Annotated in this window: 15 protein-coding genes; 12 read left to right on the top strand and 3 right to left on the bottom strand. The window is 59.7% G+C overall.

The features are described from left to right. Window positions 1–123 precede the first annotated feature (123 nt). Together J3U87_RS19620 and J3U87_RS19615 are read right to left on the bottom strand one after the other, a co-directional pair. Window positions 124–1413: a PQQ-binding-like beta-propeller repeat protein gene (locus J3U87_RS19620; RefSeq protein WP_237377475.1), complete on the bottom strand. Its 1290-nt coding sequence runs from the start codon at window positions 1411–1413 to the stop codon at window positions 124–126. Window positions 1414–1644: 231 nt separating this feature from the next. Then, window positions 1645–2664: a TauD/TfdA family dioxygenase gene (locus J3U87_RS19615; protein WP_237377474.1), complete on the bottom strand. Its 1020-nt coding sequence runs from the start codon at window positions 2662–2664 to the stop codon at window positions 1645–1647. 328 nt (window positions 2665–2992) lie between these two features. Between J3U87_RS19615 and udp the strand changes: the two genes are divergently transcribed. The 10 genes from udp (at window position 2993) to J3U87_RS19565 (ending at window position 13212) form a co-directional block, all read left to right on the top strand. Next, window positions 2993–3760 (top strand): uridine phosphorylase, encoded by a 768-nt coding sequence (gene udp, locus J3U87_RS19610; RefSeq protein ID WP_237377473.1) that lies wholly within the window; start codon window positions 2993–2995, stop codon window positions 3758–3760. 428 nt (window positions 3761–4188) lie between these two features. Then, a complete protein-coding gene (locus J3U87_RS19605; RefSeq protein ID WP_237377472.1) occupies window positions 4189–4740 on the top strand; it encodes a DUF4178 domain-containing protein in 552 nt (183 codons plus the stop codon). A gap of 69 nt (window positions 4741–4809) precedes the next feature. Continuing rightward, window positions 4810–5616: a hypothetical protein gene (locus J3U87_RS19600; RefSeq protein WP_237377471.1), complete on the top strand. Its 807-nt coding sequence runs from the start codon at window positions 4810–4812 to the stop codon at window positions 5614–5616. Between the two features lie 53 nt (window positions 5617–5669). Then, a complete protein-coding gene (locus J3U87_RS19595; RefSeq protein ID WP_237377470.1) occupies window positions 5670–6515 on the top strand; it encodes a DUF350 domain-containing protein in 846 nt (281 codons plus the stop codon). 115 nt (window positions 6516–6630) lie between these two features. Further along, a complete protein-coding gene (locus tag J3U87_RS19590) occupies window positions 6631–8262 on the top strand; it encodes a polyamine aminopropyltransferase (RefSeq protein WP_237377469.1) in 1632 nt (543 codons plus the stop codon). A 173-nt stretch (window positions 8263–8435) separates the two neighbouring features. Next, entirely contained in the window at window positions 8436–8858 is a 423-nt protein-coding gene (locus J3U87_RS19585) for a J domain-containing protein (RefSeq protein ID WP_237377468.1), read from the top strand. 180 nt (window positions 8859–9038) lie between these two features. Next, window positions 9039–9434, top strand: coding sequence for a YbjN domain-containing protein (locus tag J3U87_RS19580; protein WP_237377467.1), 396 nt, complete (start codon window positions 9039–9041; stop codon window positions 9432–9434). An 18-nt stretch (window positions 9435–9452) separates the two neighbouring features. After that, window positions 9453–10211, top strand: coding sequence for a PspA/IM30 family protein (locus tag J3U87_RS19575; protein ID WP_237377466.1), 759 nt, complete (start codon window positions 9453–9455; stop codon window positions 10209–10211). 434 nt (window positions 10212–10645) lie between these two features. After that, window positions 10646–12835, top strand: a complete 2190-nt coding sequence (locus J3U87_RS19570) for an ATP-binding response regulator (RefSeq protein WP_237377465.1) — start codon at window positions 10646–10648, stop codon at window positions 12833–12835. Further along, window positions 12835–13212 (top strand): response regulator, encoded by a 378-nt coding sequence (locus J3U87_RS19565; protein WP_420038312.1) that lies wholly within the window; start codon window positions 12835–12837, stop codon window positions 13210–13212. Before J3U87_RS19570 ends, J3U87_RS19565 begins: the two co-directional genes overlap by 1 nt. A gap of 24 nt (window positions 13213–13236) precedes the next feature. Here J3U87_RS19565 and J3U87_RS19560 read toward each other — a convergent pair whose 3' ends face one another. Next, on the bottom strand, window positions 13237–15315 hold the full coding sequence (locus J3U87_RS19560) for a putative bifunctional diguanylate cyclase/phosphodiesterase (RefSeq protein WP_237377463.1): 2079 nt from the start codon (window positions 15313–15315) through the stop codon (window positions 13237–13239). 468 nt (window positions 15316–15783) lie between these two features. Between J3U87_RS19560 and J3U87_RS19555 the strand changes: the two genes are divergently transcribed. Together J3U87_RS19555 and J3U87_RS19550 are read left to right on the top strand one after the other, a co-directional pair. Then, the gene (locus tag J3U87_RS19555) at window positions 15784–16452 is read left to right on the top strand and encodes an alpha/beta hydrolase (RefSeq protein WP_237377462.1); all 669 of its coding nucleotides are present in this window, start codon (window positions 15784–15786) and stop codon (window positions 16450–16452) included. A gap of 224 nt (window positions 16453–16676) precedes the next feature. After that, window positions 16677–17960 carry a PQQ-binding-like beta-propeller repeat protein gene (locus J3U87_RS19550; protein ID WP_237377461.1) on the top strand — a complete coding sequence of 428 codons (1284 nt, stop codon included), beginning with the start codon at window positions 16677–16679 and terminating at the stop codon, window positions 17958–17960. The last annotated feature ends 40 nt before the right edge of the window (window positions 17961–18000 follow it).

Genomic DNA, 18000 nt, shown 5'->3' with positions numbered 1-18000 from the left:
CCGAACTTGACATCGATTCACGTTCACCTATTCCGGCGAGAACGGGTGATCCGGAGGGACATTGATGGCGAAACCGCACGGGCGGCACCGTTTCCGGCCCCACCCGCCACGGTGGTGGAACCGTCACTTTCGTTTCAAGTCATAACAGTAGAGCTTGTCCTGCTCGCGCAGGTACAGTTTGTCACCGGCGATCACGGGATGGGACCAACTGAAGTTCTTGACCTCCGGAATCATGAAGGAACCTTTTTCCCGATACTCGTCGGTGGTGGCCTCGACGAGAACCATCAAGCCGTTCTGATAGCGGAAATACAGGTGGCCGTCGGCCATCGACAGGGCGGCGGAACCCTTGCCCTCGTTGCGTACGGGACCCCACTTGATGTCGCCGCTCTTCATGTCGAGGCAAATCGGAAACCCCTTGTTGTGGGCCGTGCCCGCGAAGATGTGGCCTTTGTGGTAGATCATGCCGCCGTGGTGGTTCTGCATTTTGTTGGCCTCCAGGAAGTAGACTTCCTTGGCCGCGGTGCCGTCACCCTCGCGCACGATTTCCAACAGTGCCGCCCCGGTGCCGTAACCGGTGGACACGAAGACGTGGTTGCCCTCCACGATCGGTGTGGGGATGTTGGCGACCTTGTTGGCGATTCGGTTGTAGCCCCACAGGAACTTGCCGTCGGCGGCCGCGATACCCACCGCACCGCGCCCGGTCAGGGTCACGTACTGCTTGATCCCGAGGGCGTTGCCGATCACGATCGACGCGTAGGCGGCGCCATCGGCTCCTTTTTCACCCATGTCGGGTTGCTTGGTGCGCCAGATCTCGGCGCCGGTCTTTTTGTTCAGGGCCACGATCAAGGCATCCTTCGAACCCGGAGTGACCACCACGCGATCGCCGTCGACCAACGGCGATTCGGAGAATTTCCACTCCCAATCGTTACCGGCCGCCATGAACCCGCCGAACTCGCGCTTGAGATGCTTCTTCCAGACCACCTTGCCGGTCTTGGCCGCGAGGCAGGTCAACAGGCCCTCGGTGGAAATCGAGTAGATGTGGTTGTCGTTGTAGGTAGGGGTCGAACGGGTGCCGCCGTACTGATCGACCCAGGCCTTGCCCACCTCGGTCTTCCAAAGGACCGAACCGTCCTTGCGGCTGGCGGCGACCACGTATTGTTTTTCACCGATATCGCCCATGGTGAAGATCGCGTCCCCATGGATCGCGAGCGAGCTGTACCCGTTTCCGAGCCCCTGATTTCGCCACACCAAGGGCGGCCCGTCCTTGGGCCACTGGGTCAAAAGGTTTTTGGCGGGAGCGATGCCGGTGCGGTCCGGGCCGCGCCACTGGGGCCAATCGGGCCCGGCCGCAAAAAGCGACCCACCGAGACAGAAACACAACGAAATTGCCAGAAAAGAAAGGTGCGTTCGCATTCTAAAATCCTCCTAAAAACCCGACGCGCAGGGCGACCCGAATCGATGTGACGTGGATTCGCGTGGGTCGATGGCGCCGAGCGACCGCCTGATCTGCGGAAAACCAATGATTTCGAGGGCAGCGCAACTGTTGCGCATAGTAAGAGATTGGATGTCGGAATCTTAGGAGATGTACGGTCTCGAAACGCGATGGTTCGCGCGGAGTGGCTTCGCGGCGTGGAGGAACCGGGTTCAATCGGGTCCAATGGGGGGCATGCCGCCCCGTATGGCGCCCGCTTCGATTTCGCGGTAGTTGGCGCGAAACGATTCGGACAGGGGGCGGCTGTTGGGCACCGAGAGCCAAAGGCGAAGCAGGTGTCGCCGCAACGAGGGTTCACCGTGATCCTCGAAAGCGTCGCGCCGGTGAAACACGACGAAATTGTTGATGAACAGCATGTCGCCGGGCTCCTGGCGGAAGCGCACGTGGAGCTCCGTTTCCTCGGCCACCTCGTCCAAAAAGTCCAGGGCCTCGCGCTGCACCGGCGTCAGGGGCGGCACACCGGGAACGGTGTGGGCCCGCTCGATCAACACCCGCAACACATTGCCGATGAAGTGCCCCTGGTGAATGGCGAAAACCGGTTGCCTCAAATAGGGCAGCGGATTGCCGGTATCCACGTTGTGGCGCTTGTAATAAAACGGTTTGTACAGAACCATCAACAAATCGGGGCGCCGCTCCAGGATTTCGTTGTGAAGCGTGATGGAACTGACCAGCAGGTTGTCGCCACCGATCTTGGCCTGACGCACGCAGTGAAATCCGATCACGTCGCAACGATCGGTGTGAAACCTCAAGCGTTTGTTGGTATTGGGCCCCCGCGTCTTGGCACTCTGCTCGCCGAAGCCCTCGTCGCGAACCGAAAACATCAGTTCGCCCTTGGCACTTTGCGACACCGGCGTACCGATGTGACGCGCCAATCCCCAGAAGATCAGGCGCACATCGTCCTCGTCGAACAGGCCCGGCGTGATCCCGCGAATCCGGGCGGCGCCGGAACCGTTTTCCAGGCCTTCCTGAACCGAAGCCAGAACGGGCTCCAGCCTGGGCAATTCAAAATCTTCGCGCGTTATTTTCGTGAGCGACAGACCTCTGCGTTTGATCCGTCGCAAGGCCCTTTCGATTTCCGCGAGCTCTTCCACGCTCAAGCGGTATTCCCAATCGGGGCGCTTAAAAAGGGCGGTCCCCCGCCACGCGGCAGGACTTTCGAACTTCTCAATCATGTCCGCTCCTTTGCACACGGGTTCTCATTGTAGCGCAGCACCATAGACTTTGCGGGATGATTCCCGCTTCAGTGAAAATCCGGGTTACAATGCTCGGCCTGAGCCCATTTTGGGCCTCGCGCAACAGGATTTCAGGTGCCCGCCGATCCCCTTCGAGAATTGGCAGTTCCCGCCATCGAGACATTGAAGCGATTTGGCCTCTTCGCCCCGCGGGTTCCCACCGAACCGACCATTTCGACTTCCGACACCTGAAGCCTGGCTGCCATCGAAAAGATTTGCGGCCCCATGGTACGAATCGGGCGCCGCACCCACGCCGAAGGAGGACAGCTTGTCTGAAGGAAATCACGACGTATTTCATTTGGGATTGAATCGCTCGGATTTGGAAGGTGCGGAAATCGCCCTGATCCCCGGAGACCCGGGCCGCGTCCCGAAAATCGCGACGCACCTGGAGAACGCCCGCGACTTGGCCAATACCCGCGAGTATCGATCCATGCTGGGTTTTTCGGGTGAAACCCCGGTATTGGTCATGTCCACCGGTATCGGCGGCCCGTCCGCGGCGATCGCGGTCGAGGAGCTGGCCCTGTTGGGCGTCAAGCGATTCCTGCGCATCGGCACCACCGGTGCGATCCAGCCCCACATCGAGGCCAGCGACGTGGTGATCACCACCGCGGCCGTCCGCATGGACGGCGCATCGCGCCACATCGCACCGCAGGAATACCCGGCGGTGGCCGACTTCCACATGGTCCGCCGGCTGGTCGCCGCGGCCGAACGCATCGGCGCCCGCTACCACTTGGGCGTGACCGCCTCGTCCGACACCTTCTACCAGGGCCAGGGCCGCAAGGATTCCTTTCGCAAGGGTTTCGTCCACCGCGAACTCGCCAACAAAATCGAAGAGCTGCAGAACCTGAACGTGCTGTCGTACGAAATGGAAGCCGGTACCGTGCTGACCCAGACATCGGCCTACGGACTGGGTGGCGCCTGTATCAGCGGCGTTCTGGTCAACCGCACCCGGGCCGAATTCCCCGACGCTGCGGTCATCGGCGAGACGGTTTTGAAAACGATCCAGGTGGCCATCGCCTCGTTGAAGGAAGACTGAGCCAAACAACTCTTCGCGACGGCCGGTTCGGCGCGGTCGGCGGCATGGGTGCCGACCCGACCGAGCCGAAGTGCCGTCGCCCGCACGACGAAAGGCACATCGTTCGACTCCTTTATCCTCGACGGGCCACTTACGATTGAGACGGAAGGCGCCACGGATCGGGACGACAGCGGGCGAGTTCGCAAAAGTCCTTGATTCGAAGACACCTTTTGCTTTGGATTCCCGCCGTCTAATAGATAGACTAGGTATGGTTTCGTTCCCCTTCGCTCCAATCGTGATTCCCGATGGCCATGGCACGCGGCCCACGGTTCCCTATTCCCCGCGAGCGCGGAAGCGAGACCCGAGCCGGCCGCACGGGCGCACCTCGCCACCACGGTGGCGCTGAAGGGCCCCAGGCGCCGGCAATACGTTGAGGAGAAACGAACACCATGGGCTTGTTCGACATGTTCAAGAAGAAACCGGACCCCAAATCCCAAATCGACCCGCTCCACGATCTGACCCTCTCGAAAATGAAAGTCGGGTTTTTGGTCGACTACAACATGAAGACCTGGGAAGTCGTGGGCTACAACGTCTACGAATACGGCCGAAACGACGAAGCCGAAGAATGGTGTCTGCGTGCGGAAGGGGCGCTGGTCTTCCTCGAGCGCTACGAGGACGACGAAGTGGAATGGTCCTTCGCCAAAAAGATCCGCATGTCCAGTATCGAAGAGAACCTGGCCAAACACATCGGCCAATTCGACGAACCGCCGCGCAAAATCCATTACCAGAACAAGGAATTCACGCTGGACGAGGAAGATAGCGGCCTGTTCTACGAAGACGGCAAGGCGCCCGGTCAGGAGTTCATCTCCTGGACCTTCCTGAGCGACGACGAGGAAAGCTTCGTGAGCGTCGAGCAGTGGGGCGAGAACGACTTCGAAGCCGCTGCCGGTTTCTACGTCGAAGAATACGAATTCACCAACATCCTGCCGGGTGGCCGCTGAGTTCCGCGGGACCACCCGCCGAAACCCCGCCATCCACCATCGAACCACGACGAAACCGAGGTGCTGCACGTGAATATCCAACGCTCTCATTCCACATGGGCCGCTTTGGCCGCCATGCTGTTCCTGTGGTCCTGCTCCGGCGCACCGGAAGACGGCCTGGCCCAAACCATCGCGCTTTTCAAGGACACGCCGGAATACTCGATTGTCCTCGAGGACATGAAGCAGGACGGCAACTTCGTCAAAACGCCCTATCACCAATACCGGGTCTATTTCCTACAGGACCTTCCGGGCGAGGAGCCCAAATTCCGAACCCACGAAACCGGTTGGATCCAGGTCTCCGAAGAGACCTTCAAAAAGTACGAGGGCGCCCTGGGCATGACCATCGCCATGAAGACCAGCAAGGGTGAAGAGAGCACCACGCCGCAACCAACGGGCTACCAGTACGTGGGCAACCCACAGTACGGGCAATGGCGCACCAACAGCTCCGGTGACAGTTTCTGGGAGTTTTACGGCAAATACGCCTTCATCAGCAGCGTGTTCGACGTCTTCGAAAGCCCCTTCAAGCGCAAGTACTACAACAACTACCACAACAACTACTACAAAAACCGGGTGCCCTATTACGGCCGCAACAAGCAATACGGCACCGCCGGCAGCTACACGCGCAAAACCAAGCCGAACTTCTACCAGCGCGCCCAAACCCGCGAGGCACGATCGAAAACCAAATTCAGGGACAAGGTCGCCAAGCGGACCTACGGCCGCAGCGTCACGCGCAGCTCGACTTCGACCACCAGCAAGTCTCGCAGCTCCAGCAGCCGCACCAGCCGCAGCCGCATGAGCAGCTCACGCAGCCGCAGCTTTTCCAGTGGTGGTAAATAAGGCCGGATCGGCGGCCCCTGTCGGATCAATCGCATTCTCATGGGAGAGGAACAATGACTTTGGATCAATTCCTGACTTCGCTGGTTTACCTGGCCGCCGTGATGGTGTTGTTCGTGGTCGGTAAATTCGTGTTCGACCTGATGCACCCTCGTTTCAAGTTGAAGGACCAATTGGTCGAACACGACAACTTGGCCGTGGCCATCACCGTCGCGGGCTACATGCTCGGCCTCGTCTTCGCCATCGGCGGCGTCTTGCTGGGCCCCTCGAACGGTCTCGGCGAAGATCTGATCGACATCTTCTTTTTCGGCCTTTTCGCCGTCGTTCTCCTGAACTTCTCCGGCTTCATCAACGACAAACTGATTCTCCACAAGTTCGACAACGTCAAGGAAATCATCGACGACCGCAACGAGGGAACCGGCGCCATCGAAGCCGGCAACTACATGGCGATGGGCCTCATTTTCGCGGGGGCCTTCTCCGGTCAGGACGGCGACCTGGTCACGGGCATCGTGTTCTGGCTGTTGGGCCAGTTGGCGCTGGTGATCGTGACGCGGGTGTACAACCTGACGAACAAGTTCGACCTGCACGACGAGGTGGAAAAGGACAACGTGGCCGTAGGTGTCGCGTTCGCCGGCCTTTTGGTGGGTTTGGGCAACGTGTTGCGCATCGCGGTAAGCGGCGACTTCGAATCCTGGGCCGAAAACATGTCGGGATTCGCGGCTTACGCGGCCTTGGGCGTGATCGTGTTGCCCCTGCTGCGCATCGCCACCGACCGGCTGTTGCTGCCGGGCGCGCGCCTGACCGATGAGTTGGTCAACCAGGAAAAACCCAACGTGGGCGCGGGCCTCATCGAAGCGACCTCCTACATCTCGGCCTCGATGCTGATCACTTGGATCCTCTGAACCACCCGTCCCCGCGCCGAACCGCCTCGATCTCCGGTTCATCCGGATGCGATTTGGCCGAGGCGGGTCGCCTCGAAACGCCGAGCCAGCCACATTCCAGGAAACGATCCCCCTCATGACCTCCCTACCCGCTTCGAATCCAGCGATTCCGCAAACGCCCGATCCCTCCACTTCCCCGACGGGCGACGCGGTCGCCGCACGGCAACATCGCTTGCGCGGGCGCATGCTCAAGCTGTGCATCTTCGCAACCGGCTTCTCGGGCATCGTGGCCGAATACGCGATGTCCACCCTGGCCAGCTACCTGCTGGGCAATTCGGTTAAGCAGTGGACCTTGATCATTTCGCTGATGCTGTTCGCGATGGGCCTCGGCAGCCGATTCAGCAAGCACCTGAATCGACGGCTGTTGACCTGGTTCGTGCTGGCCGAGACCATCCTTTCCCTACTTTGCGCGGCCAGCGCCACCTTCATCTACTTCATCGCGGCCTTTACCGAAAGCCTGGCGGTGATGATCTACTCGGTAGCCATGGCGATCGGGTTCCTGATCGGGATGGAGATGCCCTTGGCGACGCGAATCAACGAAGAATTCGAGGAACTGCGCTACAACATCAGCACCATCCTCGAGAAGGATTACTACGGCGCCTTGCTGGGCGGCCTGCTCTTCGCGTTCGTCGCGCTGCCCTATCTCGGATTGACCTACACCCCGATCATCCTGGGCATGATCAACCTGGCCGCCGCGATCGGGTTGACGGCGGTTTTCAAAGACCGCCTCGCCGGCCGCCAAAATTGGTACCTGGCTTTTTTCGCCACCGGCACCAGCCTGCTGTTGTTGGCCCTGTTCGCCAAACCGATCGTGCTGTTCGGCGAGCAGGCACGCTACCGGGACAAGGTGATCTACCAGGAACAGACGCCCTACCAGCGCATCGTCCTGACCCGTTGGAAGCAGGACCACTGGCTCTACCTCAACGGGCACCAACAGTTCAGCAGTTACGACGAAGCGCATTACCACGAACCGCTGGTTCATCCCGCCATGGCCCTCAGCCAGGATCGACGACGCGTGTTGATTCTGGGCGGTGGCGACGGCCTCGCCGCGCGCGAGTTGTTGAAGTATCCCGAGGTCGAGGACATCGTGCTGGTCGACCTGGATCCCGCCGTCACCCGCCTGGGTCGCGAGCATCCGGTCTTGCGCGAATTGAACGGCGGCGCACTCGACGATCCCCGCGTCCAGGTCGTCAACCGCGACGCCTACCTCTTCCTGGAAGAGAATCGCATGCCTTTCGGCGTGATCATCGTCGATTTGCCGGATCCCAAAACCGTCGACCTGGCTCGCCTGTATTCGGTCCAGTTCTACCGCCTTGCCAAGCGGAACCTGATCACGGGCGGAACCCTGATCACCCAGGCCACCAGCCCGTTCTTCTCGCGCCAGGCCTTCACCTGCATCTACAAGACCATGGGCGCCGCCGACCTGCAGACCACGACGTTCCACAACCACATTCCCACCATGGGGGAATGGGGCTGGGTCCTGGGGTGGAACCTGCCGGCCGCGCCGCCGCGAAGTATGCGTGAATTGTTGAGCGACCAGCGATTCGACACCATCGACACCCGATTCCTGAACCGGGACGCCATGATCTCCATGTCGCATTTCGGCAAGGGCATCCTCGAGGACTTGGACGAAATCACGGTCAATTCCGAAACCGACGACCTGAGCCTGCACCGCTACTACGCCAAGGGTCGCTGGGATTTCTATTGAAGCCGGGCAGGCACCGGTCAGCCTTTGCCGAGCCGCGGGGAATTTCGCCGCGATTGGCCCCTTTCCACCACTCAAAACGCCGGACTTTCCAGACCCCGACCGGTCAGATTAGCGGTTGGGTTTTGAAGGATAAACCGGTTATGATGAAGCCATTCTCGCGTTTGGAAACCACCATGAGCATGTTTGATCGTCTGAAAGATATCGTGCGTGCCAATGCCCATGCCATCCGCACCCACGAAGCGGTCACCCGCATTCTGGGTCAGCCGCAGGGCGGCACCGGCACCGCCGATCGCCAGGCTCACGACACGTCTCATTTCGATCAGGATCTCGGTGGTACTTCCAGCGACCGTTCGTACGGTCATGCGACCGGCGGCGGCGGCCCCCAAGAGGATCCCGACCTGGCGCGCTACTACGCCAATCTCGAGGTGCCCTACGGTTCTGATCTGGAAACCGTTAGGGCGGCACGCAAGAAACTTCTGAGGAAGTACCATCCAGATTTGCACAATCAGTCCGCGGAGAAACGAAAGGTGGCCGAGGAGTTGACCCAACAAATCAACATCGCCTATCGCGAACTGGAAAAGCGCCTGAAAACGTGATTCGACCCAGGCGCCGGCTCGGCGGCCGACTTCGAACGGCTCGCCCTCACCCTGCGCCCGCTTCTCCGGGGCATTCCTCTCCGGGCCAACCGAGTAGGGACTCGGGGACTCCCATCGCAAAGAATTCAAGATAGAGAATACTTAGGCCCGTCATCCGGGTGATTTCAAGGAGGCATATCAATGTCAGAGCATTATGAGAAGGTCCAGACCTACCTGCTTGAGCTCGGCATTAAGATCGTGGAAGGTAATCTGGCAGAAGAGTTGTTCGTCGTCGAGGACGAGGAAAACGGCATCAGCAATCTGATCGTCGATTGCGAAGCGCCGATCCTGGTCCTGGAACAGCTCATCATGGAAGTGCCGGAAAACAGCGGCGACCTCTACAAACGCTTGCTGCAGATGAACTCCGATCTTGTGCACGGCGCCTACACGCTTTCCGGCGATGGCAAATTCGTTGCCTGGCGCGACACGCTTCAGTTGGCGAACCTCGACCTCAACGAGCTCGAAGGTTCGATCAGGGCACTTTCATTGGCGATGGCCGAGCACTGTGGCGAGCTGCTCGGTTACGCACGCGCTTAATTAGGGGAGGTAGTAGGTATGGTATTCAGTCGAATTTTCAAAATCTTCCAATCGGAAGCTCATTCGGTCGTGGATAAATTGGAAGATCCGATCAAGATGACGGAGCAAGGCATCCGCGATCTGAAAAACGACCTACAGCAGGCCATGACCAGCCTGGCCCAGGTCAAATCCCTGGCGCTGCGCCTGGAACGCGATTGCAACGACAAGAACAAGATCGCGGCGGACTACGAGCGCAAGGCCATGCTGCTCCTACAGAAGGCGCAGAGTGGTGGCATGGAAGTCGGTGACGCCGATCGCCTGGCCACCGAGGCGCTGACCCGCAAGGAAGAAGCGGCCAAGCAGGTTCAGAGTCTCAGCACGGACTACCAGGCCCAGAAGAAAATGGCCGACACCCTTCAAGCCAAGGTGGAAAAGCTCCGCAAGACCATCCAACGCTATGAAAACGAGCTGGTCACCCTGAAGGCCCGCGCCAAAACCGCGGAGTCCATGAAGAAAATCAACAAGCAACTCTCCACCGTGGATTCTTCGGGCACCATCTCGATGCTGGAGAAGATGAAGCAGAAGGTCGACGAGGAAGAATCGTTGGCTCAGGCCTACGGCGAGGTCAGCGACATGGGGATGAGCAATCTCGACGACGAGATCGAGACCGCGTTGAATGCGCCCCAAGCCGCAGCATCCGACTCGCTGTTGGAATTGAAGCGCAAGATGGGCATGGTCGAGGCGCCCAGCGGTGGCACCACCGACACTGGCGGTACCGGCGGTACCGGCACGGTGTGACGATTCGCGCAGCGCACACTCGGGAGAACGGGTTTCGATTCGTTCCATTCGTCATGTGACGTTCGAAAACGAACCCTTTTCCCAAACCCTGATTCGCGTGGACCCGATGGCCGATCACCCATCGAGAGGCACCGATTCCACGAGGAAGCCACCCGTTCTTTCGGGTGGCTTTTTTGGTTTTCGACCTCATCAAAAACCCGCAACCCGGGCCGGAGGCGGGTCCACCTGGTCGCACCGAGCGGAAAAGGTGAATCATTCAACCCGGCCAAGGAGGATTTAGCTTAATCATTCCAGGCATTTCACCGATAGAATAGGCGTACGTTTCCGACAGCTCCCTACAAACCATCCCAAACCCGTTCCTGCCGCGTCAACGAGTCGGCGCACTTTCGGCCGACACTCTTCGGGCAACGGTTTCGCGGAGACCCTTCCCGCCTATGATGATTGCTTCAGAGCCAACCCAGGATTTTCTCGATGAATGTGTCGGCAAGGACCCATCCGGCTCCCTTCCCGGTTCCCGTACGCGTCCGGGGAAACGCCGGCAATTGACGGTCGTCGCCGAAGCCGATCGGCGAGGGATGGTCCCCGTACGCCACGAAACGCTTCGAGACGAACCCACCCATCCCCCATCGGCGACCAAGCCGAAACGGGTCGACCCGGCTCGGCCGGCGCACGGCCAGGGGCGACGGGTCCTGCTGCGCACGAGTGTGGCTATCCCTCTTTTTTTCCTCGAAGGATTGGCCCAGACGGTGCCGGTCGGCGCTTCGGAACTGCCGGCGGAACCGGGCGTCATGTCCCCGGTCGGTATGACGCTGTTGACCGGGATCGCCTTCGCCCTGGCGTTCTATGCCGTCTACAAGGCGCTCGCGGCACGCCGACTGCTGCGCGTCACACAAGACGACTCCTGGCATAAAGATACTCAAATAAAAGATTTACAGGAATCTCTCGTGCGCAGTGAGACGCTCCTCCACGAGGCTCAAAACCAGACGCGTCGAATCGAGGGGATTCTGGCTCAGACCCGGCAGGAATTGACCCGCGAACGCGACCGCATCCGCCGCCACGAACACGCCGAAATCCACAACCTGATCCAATCGGAAAAGGTCTCGTTGGAGAGCAATCGAGCCAAGGACGCCTTCCTCTCCCACATGAGTCACGAAATGCGCACCCCGTTGAACGTGATTATCGGGTACAGCGAAATGGTCGGCGATGCCTGCCGCGAGAACGGTTGGGATACGCCGCTGCCCGACATCAAGAAGATCGAGTCGGCCGGCCAACACCTGCTGGAGAAGATCAACAGCATTTTGGAGCTTTCCAAAATCAAGGCCGGCAAAATGCAGGTGGTGTACGACCTGTTCCACCCCGTGGATTTCGCCGACGAATTGGCGCGCACGATCGATGCGAAGTTGGCCCAATCCGGCAACCGCTTTTCCATCGAGGCGGAAGAACACCTGGAAACGCTGGAGGGCGACATCAGCAAGCTGCGTCAGGTACTGCTGCACCTGCTGCACAACGCGATCCGATTCACACAGGACGGCGAGATCACGCTGAAGATCGAGATGCAGGAGCGCCATGGACTGCCGTGGCTGACCTTCACGGTTCGCGATACCGGTCGCGGCATTCCCAAGAATCGCATCGAGCGCCTGTTTCGCGGCGTCCTGACTCAAACGCCGGGGGTATTGACCGAACGCGACGAGGGCGGCCTCGGGCTGGCCATTTGCCACAGCCTGTGTCAAATGATGGGCGGAACCCTGGATGCCGAAAGCGTGGCGGGCGAGGGCACCACCTTTCGCGTGTGCATTCCGGCATTCACCGGCCCGATCCTGCCGAGCAAAGCCCACCCGGATGGACCCCGTTCGATCTTGCTGGTCCACGACAACGAGGACGAAACTCAGTTTTTCATCTCTCAACTGGAAAAACTAAATCTCGAAATCCACTCCGCCTGCAGCGAAGAAGAGGCCGTCCAGGTGGCCGATCGAGTCAGGCCGGAGCTGTTGGTGCTCAACGGAACCATGCCCAACTTCTTGGGTCTGGAGACCTTGTTGCGATTACAGAGCCATCCCACCACCAGTGAAAAGCCGGTTATCATGTTCTCGATGATGGACCGCATCAGCGTCACCTACACTCTGGGCTCGCTGGGGTACCTGATCAAACCGATCGAGGAAAAGCGCATCGCGCGATTGGCGACGCGTCTGCTCGGATCTCCCTCCGAGCGGCCGATCATGGTCGTGGACGACGATCGCGTGTCGCGCCGCATGTTGAGCAAGGCGTTGGAAAAGGGCGATTGGCCCGTGGTGGAGGCGGCAGGCGGTCGCGAAGCCCTACAACTGCTTCAAAACCAGCACCCCGCACTCATCTTCCTCGATCTGATGATGCCCGAAATGGACGGTTACGACTTTTTCGAACACGTGCGTAAGGACCATCGTTTCACGGAAATCCCCATCGTATTCATCACCTCCGCAAGCCCCGCCGCGGAGTCACAACTACATGTTCTGGGCCGACTTACCCACCTCGGCCACCCAAGCGAAATCAAAGATAGGGAGTTTTTGAAGCAATTGAAAAAGCAAATACTTCTATACTTGAGTGAACAGAATGATTCGCGTGGCGATCGAGGGGAGGTCCCCGCATGATGAACAAGATCCTGCTGGTGGAAGATCACGAAATGAACCGTGACATGTTGTCACGCCGTCTCAAGCGCAAAGGATTCGAAGTCGCCGAGGCGGTTGACGGCCTTCAGGCCCTGGAAAAAGTCGAAGAAGTCAAACCAGACCTGATTTTGATGGATATGAGCCTACCCCAGATGGACGGGTGGGAAGCGACACGGCGCATCAAGTCGAATCCGGAAACTCAAGATATTCCCGTCATCGGGCTATCGGCCCACGCCATGAGCGGCGATCGGCAGAAGGGCCTGAATGCCGGCTGCGATGACTACGATACCAAGCCTATCGATTTCAAGCGTTTGCTGGACAAGATCCACACCTTGCTGGACCAGAGATCGGATTCGTGATCGTCCCCGGATTGCCGAGACACCTCAATTGAGGCCCTCCTGTCCCGGCAGCCATCGTTTGTTATTCTTGAGGATTTCGGCCAATTTCGGGGCCAGCAGTGGTGGACTGAAAAAGAAGCCCTGCAATTCGTCGCAATTGAGGTCGCGCAGGAAGTACAGGTGTTCCTGGGTTTCCACGCCCTCGGCGATCACCCGCATGCGCAGGTTGTGCGCCATACCGATGATCGCGCTGCAAATCGCCGCATCGTCGGGGTCCGAAGTGATGTGGGTGACGAATGATCGATCGATTTTCAGGGTGTCCAGCGGAAACCGCTTCAGATAGGCCAGTGACGAGTAACCGGTCCCGAAATCGTCGACGGAGATCTGGACCCCCAACTCGTGAAGGCGTTCCAAGTAGGCGATGGTCTCTTCGACGTGCTCCATCAACAGGCTTTCGGTCAATTCCAGGTCGAGCCCGGTGGGGTCCAATCCGGATTCATCCAAGGCGCGCTGTACGGAAGCGAAGATGTCGTGGTGGCGGAACTGTCGGGAAGAGAGGTTGATGGCGACGCGAATCGGCGGCAGGCCGGCATCGCGCCACGCCTGATTCTGGCGACAGGCGGTCTCGAGGACCCAATCGCCGATCGGCACGATCAAACCGGTCTCCTCGGCCAGGGGAATGAACCGGCCCGGCGGCATGTGTCCGTATTTTTCGCTCTTCCAGCGAATCAGAGCCTCGGCACCGACGACTCGCCCGCTGCAGGTATCGATTTGGGGCTGGTACTGCAGATAGAGTTCCTCGCGATCCAAGGCCCTGCGCAGCTCGTTCTCCATCTGCAATTCGCTGATCAGGACCTCGGTCATGTGGTTGTCGTAGAAGTGAACCGCGTTCTTGCCGCGGGCCTTGGCTTGATCGAGGGCGGAGTGGGCACGGCGCAGGATTTCCTCTGCGCCGACCGACTGATCGTCGGCCAGGGCGATGCCCAGGCCGGCGGTGATGTGGACTTCCTGTTCGTTCAACTCGATGGGCCGGGCCAGTTCCTCGCGAACCCGGTTGGCGAAGTCGGTGGCCGAACCGATACTGTTGATGCCCTCCACCAAAATGGAGAATTCGTCGCCGCCCAGGCGAGCGAGCGTATCTCCGGGGTCCAACAGCGTCTCGAGACGACGGGCCACCTTGATCAGGATCTGGTCTCCCCACTTGTGACCCAGACTGTCGTTGACCACCCGAAAGCGATCGATCCCCACGTAGAAGGCCGCAAACGACTGGTCGCCGGATCGGCTGCAGCGCTGAATGGTATTGCTGAGGCGATCCAGGAAGAGGCCGCGATTGGGCAACGAGGTCAGTATGTCGTGTTCGCCCCGATTGGTGGTGTCGGTTTGCCAGCCGGCCATTCGATAGGCTCGTCCCGACACGTCGCAGACCGCCATTCCCCGACACAGCATCCACCGGAACTTGCCGTCCTTGTGGGCGATGCGGTACTCGCACTCCAGCTTTTCCGCCTCGCCGGACAGGTGGCGCTCGAGCATCAGCCGCAATCGGCCAAGGTCGTCGCGGTGAACCCGGTCGAACCACTCCTGAATGCTGTCGGCGATCTCGTCGGGCTTCCAACCCAGCATGGCCTTCCACCGATCGGAGAAATATACTTTTTGGGTGCGCAGGTTCCAATCCCACAGGCCGTCGTTGGAGCCGCGAGCGGCCAGGGCGAAGCGCTCCTCCGACTCGCGCAGGGCCAGTTCCAGATTGCGCCGCGCCATCTGGGTTTTGATGCGGGCCAGCACCACCGCGAAATCGATCGGTTTGGTGACGTAATCGTCGGCACCCAGCTCCAGCGCCCGAACGATATCTTCACTGTTGTCCTTGGCCGTGACCATGATGACGGCCAAATCCGCCGAGTCCCGATCGGCCCGAATGGCCTGCACGACTTCGAACCCGTCCATGTCGGGCATCATGATGTCCAGCAGGACCAGATCGAGGGGCAACTCTTCGATCATTTTGAGACAATTGCGACCGTCTTCCGCGCCCCAGGCGTCAAAGCCCCTGGACTTCAGGCGCCTGACGAGCATGTCCCGGTTCAGGTCGAAGTCGTCGACGACCAGAATCTTTCCTTCGTACTGTTTCACCCGAACCTCCCGCAGCAGGGGAACTCGGGACCCATCATGCTGTCTTTTCCAGCAAAACCTGTTACAAGCATGAGACTTCCAACATCCTTCAATGATCGAAGGCGACAAAATCGGCGACTGTCCAGGGATCTCGAACGAACAATTTCGAAACCGGGTCCAAATACGATGGACAACGGCTCAAATATTCCAATTGAATACCGATGACCTCATCAATAGAAAGCGGCAGCTCTTTTCATTTTTCACAGATTTCCAATTTCCTATCGGTTTCGATCCCCAAAAGGTTGAGGAAACAACGGCAATTCGAAACTGATTGAAGAGAACCCTTCCCGATGGATGCCCAAGCCTCCCCGAGCCGTACCCGCTCTTGCGTTCCCCCCTGCTTGCCGCTAAGCTGTGCTGCAACCTATGCCGCCACGCGTCGATTGTCGGAAACCGCGTGGTATACCTTTACTTTTATCGAGGTCCCCCATGTCACAACCCCGTCTGGAAACCATTGAAATCGAGCCCAAACAACCCGCCGAAGCTTGTGTCATCTGGCTCCACGGTCTCGGCGCCGACGGGCACGATTTCGAGCCGATCGTTCCCGAATTGGGCTTCGACGATCTACCGGTCCGGTTCATATTTCCCCATGCACCGGTTCGTCCCGTGACCCTCAACGGTGGATTCGCCATGCGTGCCTGGTACGACATCTACAGCCTGGAGCGCGGCACCAAGGAAGACGGCGAAGGGGTGCGGGAATCCGAGCGCCTGGTGCGCGACCTGATCTCTCGGGAAAAGGAACGCGGCATCGCCGCCAATCGCCTGGTCCTGGCCGGTTTTTCACAAGGCGGCGCCATGGCGCTGCACACCATGATTCGCTTCGAAGAACAACTGGCCGGGGTGCTGGCATTGTCGTGCTACGTGCCCATCAACGAGACGGCGGCCGATGAGGACCGCAAGGTCAATCACGGAATCCCGCTCTTCATGGCGCACGGTACCTACGATCCCGTGGTTCCCATCCAATGGGGCCGCAAATCCCACGACCTCCTGGAAACCTTGGGGTACCAGCCGAAATGGCACCAGTACCCCATGCCCCACAGCGTTTCGCCCGAAGAAATCCGCGATATCGGCCTGTGGCTTCGCGGCGTCCTGGGCTGATCTCACTTTCGAACGCGGCAGACCTCCCGCGCCGCATCCGGCCTTCCGAAAAATGCGTGAACTTTTTGGAACCTTTTCCGCGCGATAGAGAATAAGGTAGTAACCCCAATTCACGATAGAACAGACGTATGGGCCGGTAATGCTGGAGGCTGCCTTCGCTCCACGAGGCGAAGTGGCGATTCCGCCGAAAGCCGAGTTCCCGCGGCTGTTTCGCGGAGGTCTTCGTGACATCTCGTTCGGTCCCGTCTCGCTCTCCTGCCTTTTCCTACCCCACGCTTCTCCGGCGCGCCTCCATCCTGCTGCTTCTGAACATCGCGATCTCGGCCCAGGCGGCCTCGCCCGAACGCGGCTGGCCGGCATTTCGCGGCCCGAGCCACAACGGCAGTTCCCCGGAACGCAACCTGAACGCCCAATGGGCCGAGAAGGGGCCCGAGGTGCTCTGGAAAATGCCGGTGGGCGCCGGGTTTTCCGAAATCGTGATCGCCGGAGACGCCTTTTACACCCTGTTTTCCGCCCCCGAGGAGGGTAGCGACAAAAAAAGCGAATTCGTCGGGGCCTTCGCGGTCAAGAACGGCAAAGAGCTCTGGCGCGTGCGCCTGGGCGAAGAATTCGTCAATCAATTCGGCAACGGACCGCGCGCGACCCCCTTCATTTCCGGCGATCGCATCGTGGCCGTGGGCTCCTACGGCAACTTGTTCAGCCTGGATCGCGCCACCGGAAAGGTCCATTGGTCGGTCGATCTGCAGGAGAAATTCGGTACCACCACCCCGCGTTTCGGGGTCTGCGTGTCCCCGATCATGACCGAAAAAGCGGTGCTGATGGAGCTCAGCGGGGTGAAGGACAAGGGTTACGTCGCCTTCGACCGCGAGACCGGCTCCGTGCTCTGGCAAAAATATTCCTCGGGCAACGGCTACATGTCCCCCATCCTGGCGCCGTTCGCCGGCAACCCCCAATGGGTGCTGCTCACCGGTGGCAAACTCACCGGCCTGCACTTGGACGGCACCCAAGCCTGGGACGCGGAGTGGGTGCCCAACAGCATTGCCCATCCCCTGTTCGTTCCTCCCGACAAACTGTTCGTTTCGGCTGCCGGCGATGTGGGCGCCGCCATGTTTCAAATCGATGCGAAGGCCGACCCGATTGCACCTCGCGAGCTTTGGCGGTCGCGCTCGATGAAGAACCACTTCAGCTCCTCGGTCACCCAGGACGGCCATATCTACGGCTTCGACAACGCCACCCTCAAGTGCATTTCCACCGAATCAGGTGAACAGAAATGGGCCAAACGGGGCTTCGGCAAAGGCACGCTGATTCTCGCCGACGATTGTCTTTGGGTCCTGAGTGATCGCGGCAAGCTCACCACCGTGGCGGCCACGCCGGAAGCCTACCGCGAACACGCCGCCTACCAGGCCCTGAAGGGCAAATGTTGGACGGCTCCGAGCCTCGCCGAAGGCAAACTCTACCTGCGCAACCACGAGGAAATGATCTGCCTGGGTATCGGTTCCAAGCCCTGAACCGGCGGGCGTTTTTCGGCATTTCGCAACCGGCCCGCCT

The sequence above is a fragment of the Sulfidibacter corallicola genome, from assembly GCF_017498545.1.
GTDB lineage: Bacteria > Acidobacteriota > Holophagae > Acanthopleuribacterales > Acanthopleuribacteraceae > Sulfidibacter > Sulfidibacter corallicola.
Note: the sequence above shows the minus strand (reverse complement) of the source record. Positions and strands in the feature narration are given on the sequence as shown.

What these genes read in the sequence shown, in the direction of transcription:
- J3U87_RS19620 (WP_237377475.1), bottom strand. Translation starts at nt 1,413, where the DNA reads ATGCGAACGCACCTTTCTTTTCTGGCAATTTCGTTGTGTTTCTGTCTC.
- J3U87_RS19615 (WP_237377474.1), bottom strand. Translation starts at nt 2,664, where the DNA reads ATGATTGAGAAGTTCGAAAGTCCTGCCGCGTGGCGGGGGACCGCCCTT.
- J3U87_RS19605 (WP_237377472.1), top strand. Translation starts at nt 4,189, where the DNA reads ATGGGCTTGTTCGACATGTTCAAGAAGAAACCGGACCCCAAATCCCAA.
- J3U87_RS19595 (WP_237377470.1), top strand. Translation starts at nt 5,670, where the DNA reads ATGACTTTGGATCAATTCCTGACTTCGCTGGTTTACCTGGCCGCCGTG.
- J3U87_RS19590 (WP_237377469.1), top strand. Translation starts at nt 6,631, where the DNA reads ATGACCTCCCTACCCGCTTCGAATCCAGCGATTCCGCAAACGCCCGAT.
- J3U87_RS19585 (WP_237377468.1), top strand. Translation starts at nt 8,436, where the DNA reads ATGAGCATGTTTGATCGTCTGAAAGATATCGTGCGTGCCAATGCCCAT.
- J3U87_RS19580 (WP_237377467.1), top strand. Translation starts at nt 9,039, where the DNA reads ATGTCAGAGCATTATGAGAAGGTCCAGACCTACCTGCTTGAGCTCGGC.
- J3U87_RS19575 (WP_237377466.1), top strand. Translation starts at nt 9,453, where the DNA reads ATGGTATTCAGTCGAATTTTCAAAATCTTCCAATCGGAAGCTCATTCG.
- J3U87_RS19570 (WP_237377465.1), top strand. Translation starts at nt 10,646, where the DNA reads ATGATGATTGCTTCAGAGCCAACCCAGGATTTTCTCGATGAATGTGTC.
- J3U87_RS19565 (WP_420038312.1), top strand. Translation starts at nt 12,835, where the DNA reads ATGAACAAGATCCTGCTGGTGGAAGATCACGAAATGAACCGTGACATG.
- J3U87_RS19555 (WP_237377462.1), top strand. Translation starts at nt 15,784, where the DNA reads ATGTCACAACCCCGTCTGGAAACCATTGAAATCGAGCCCAAACAACCC.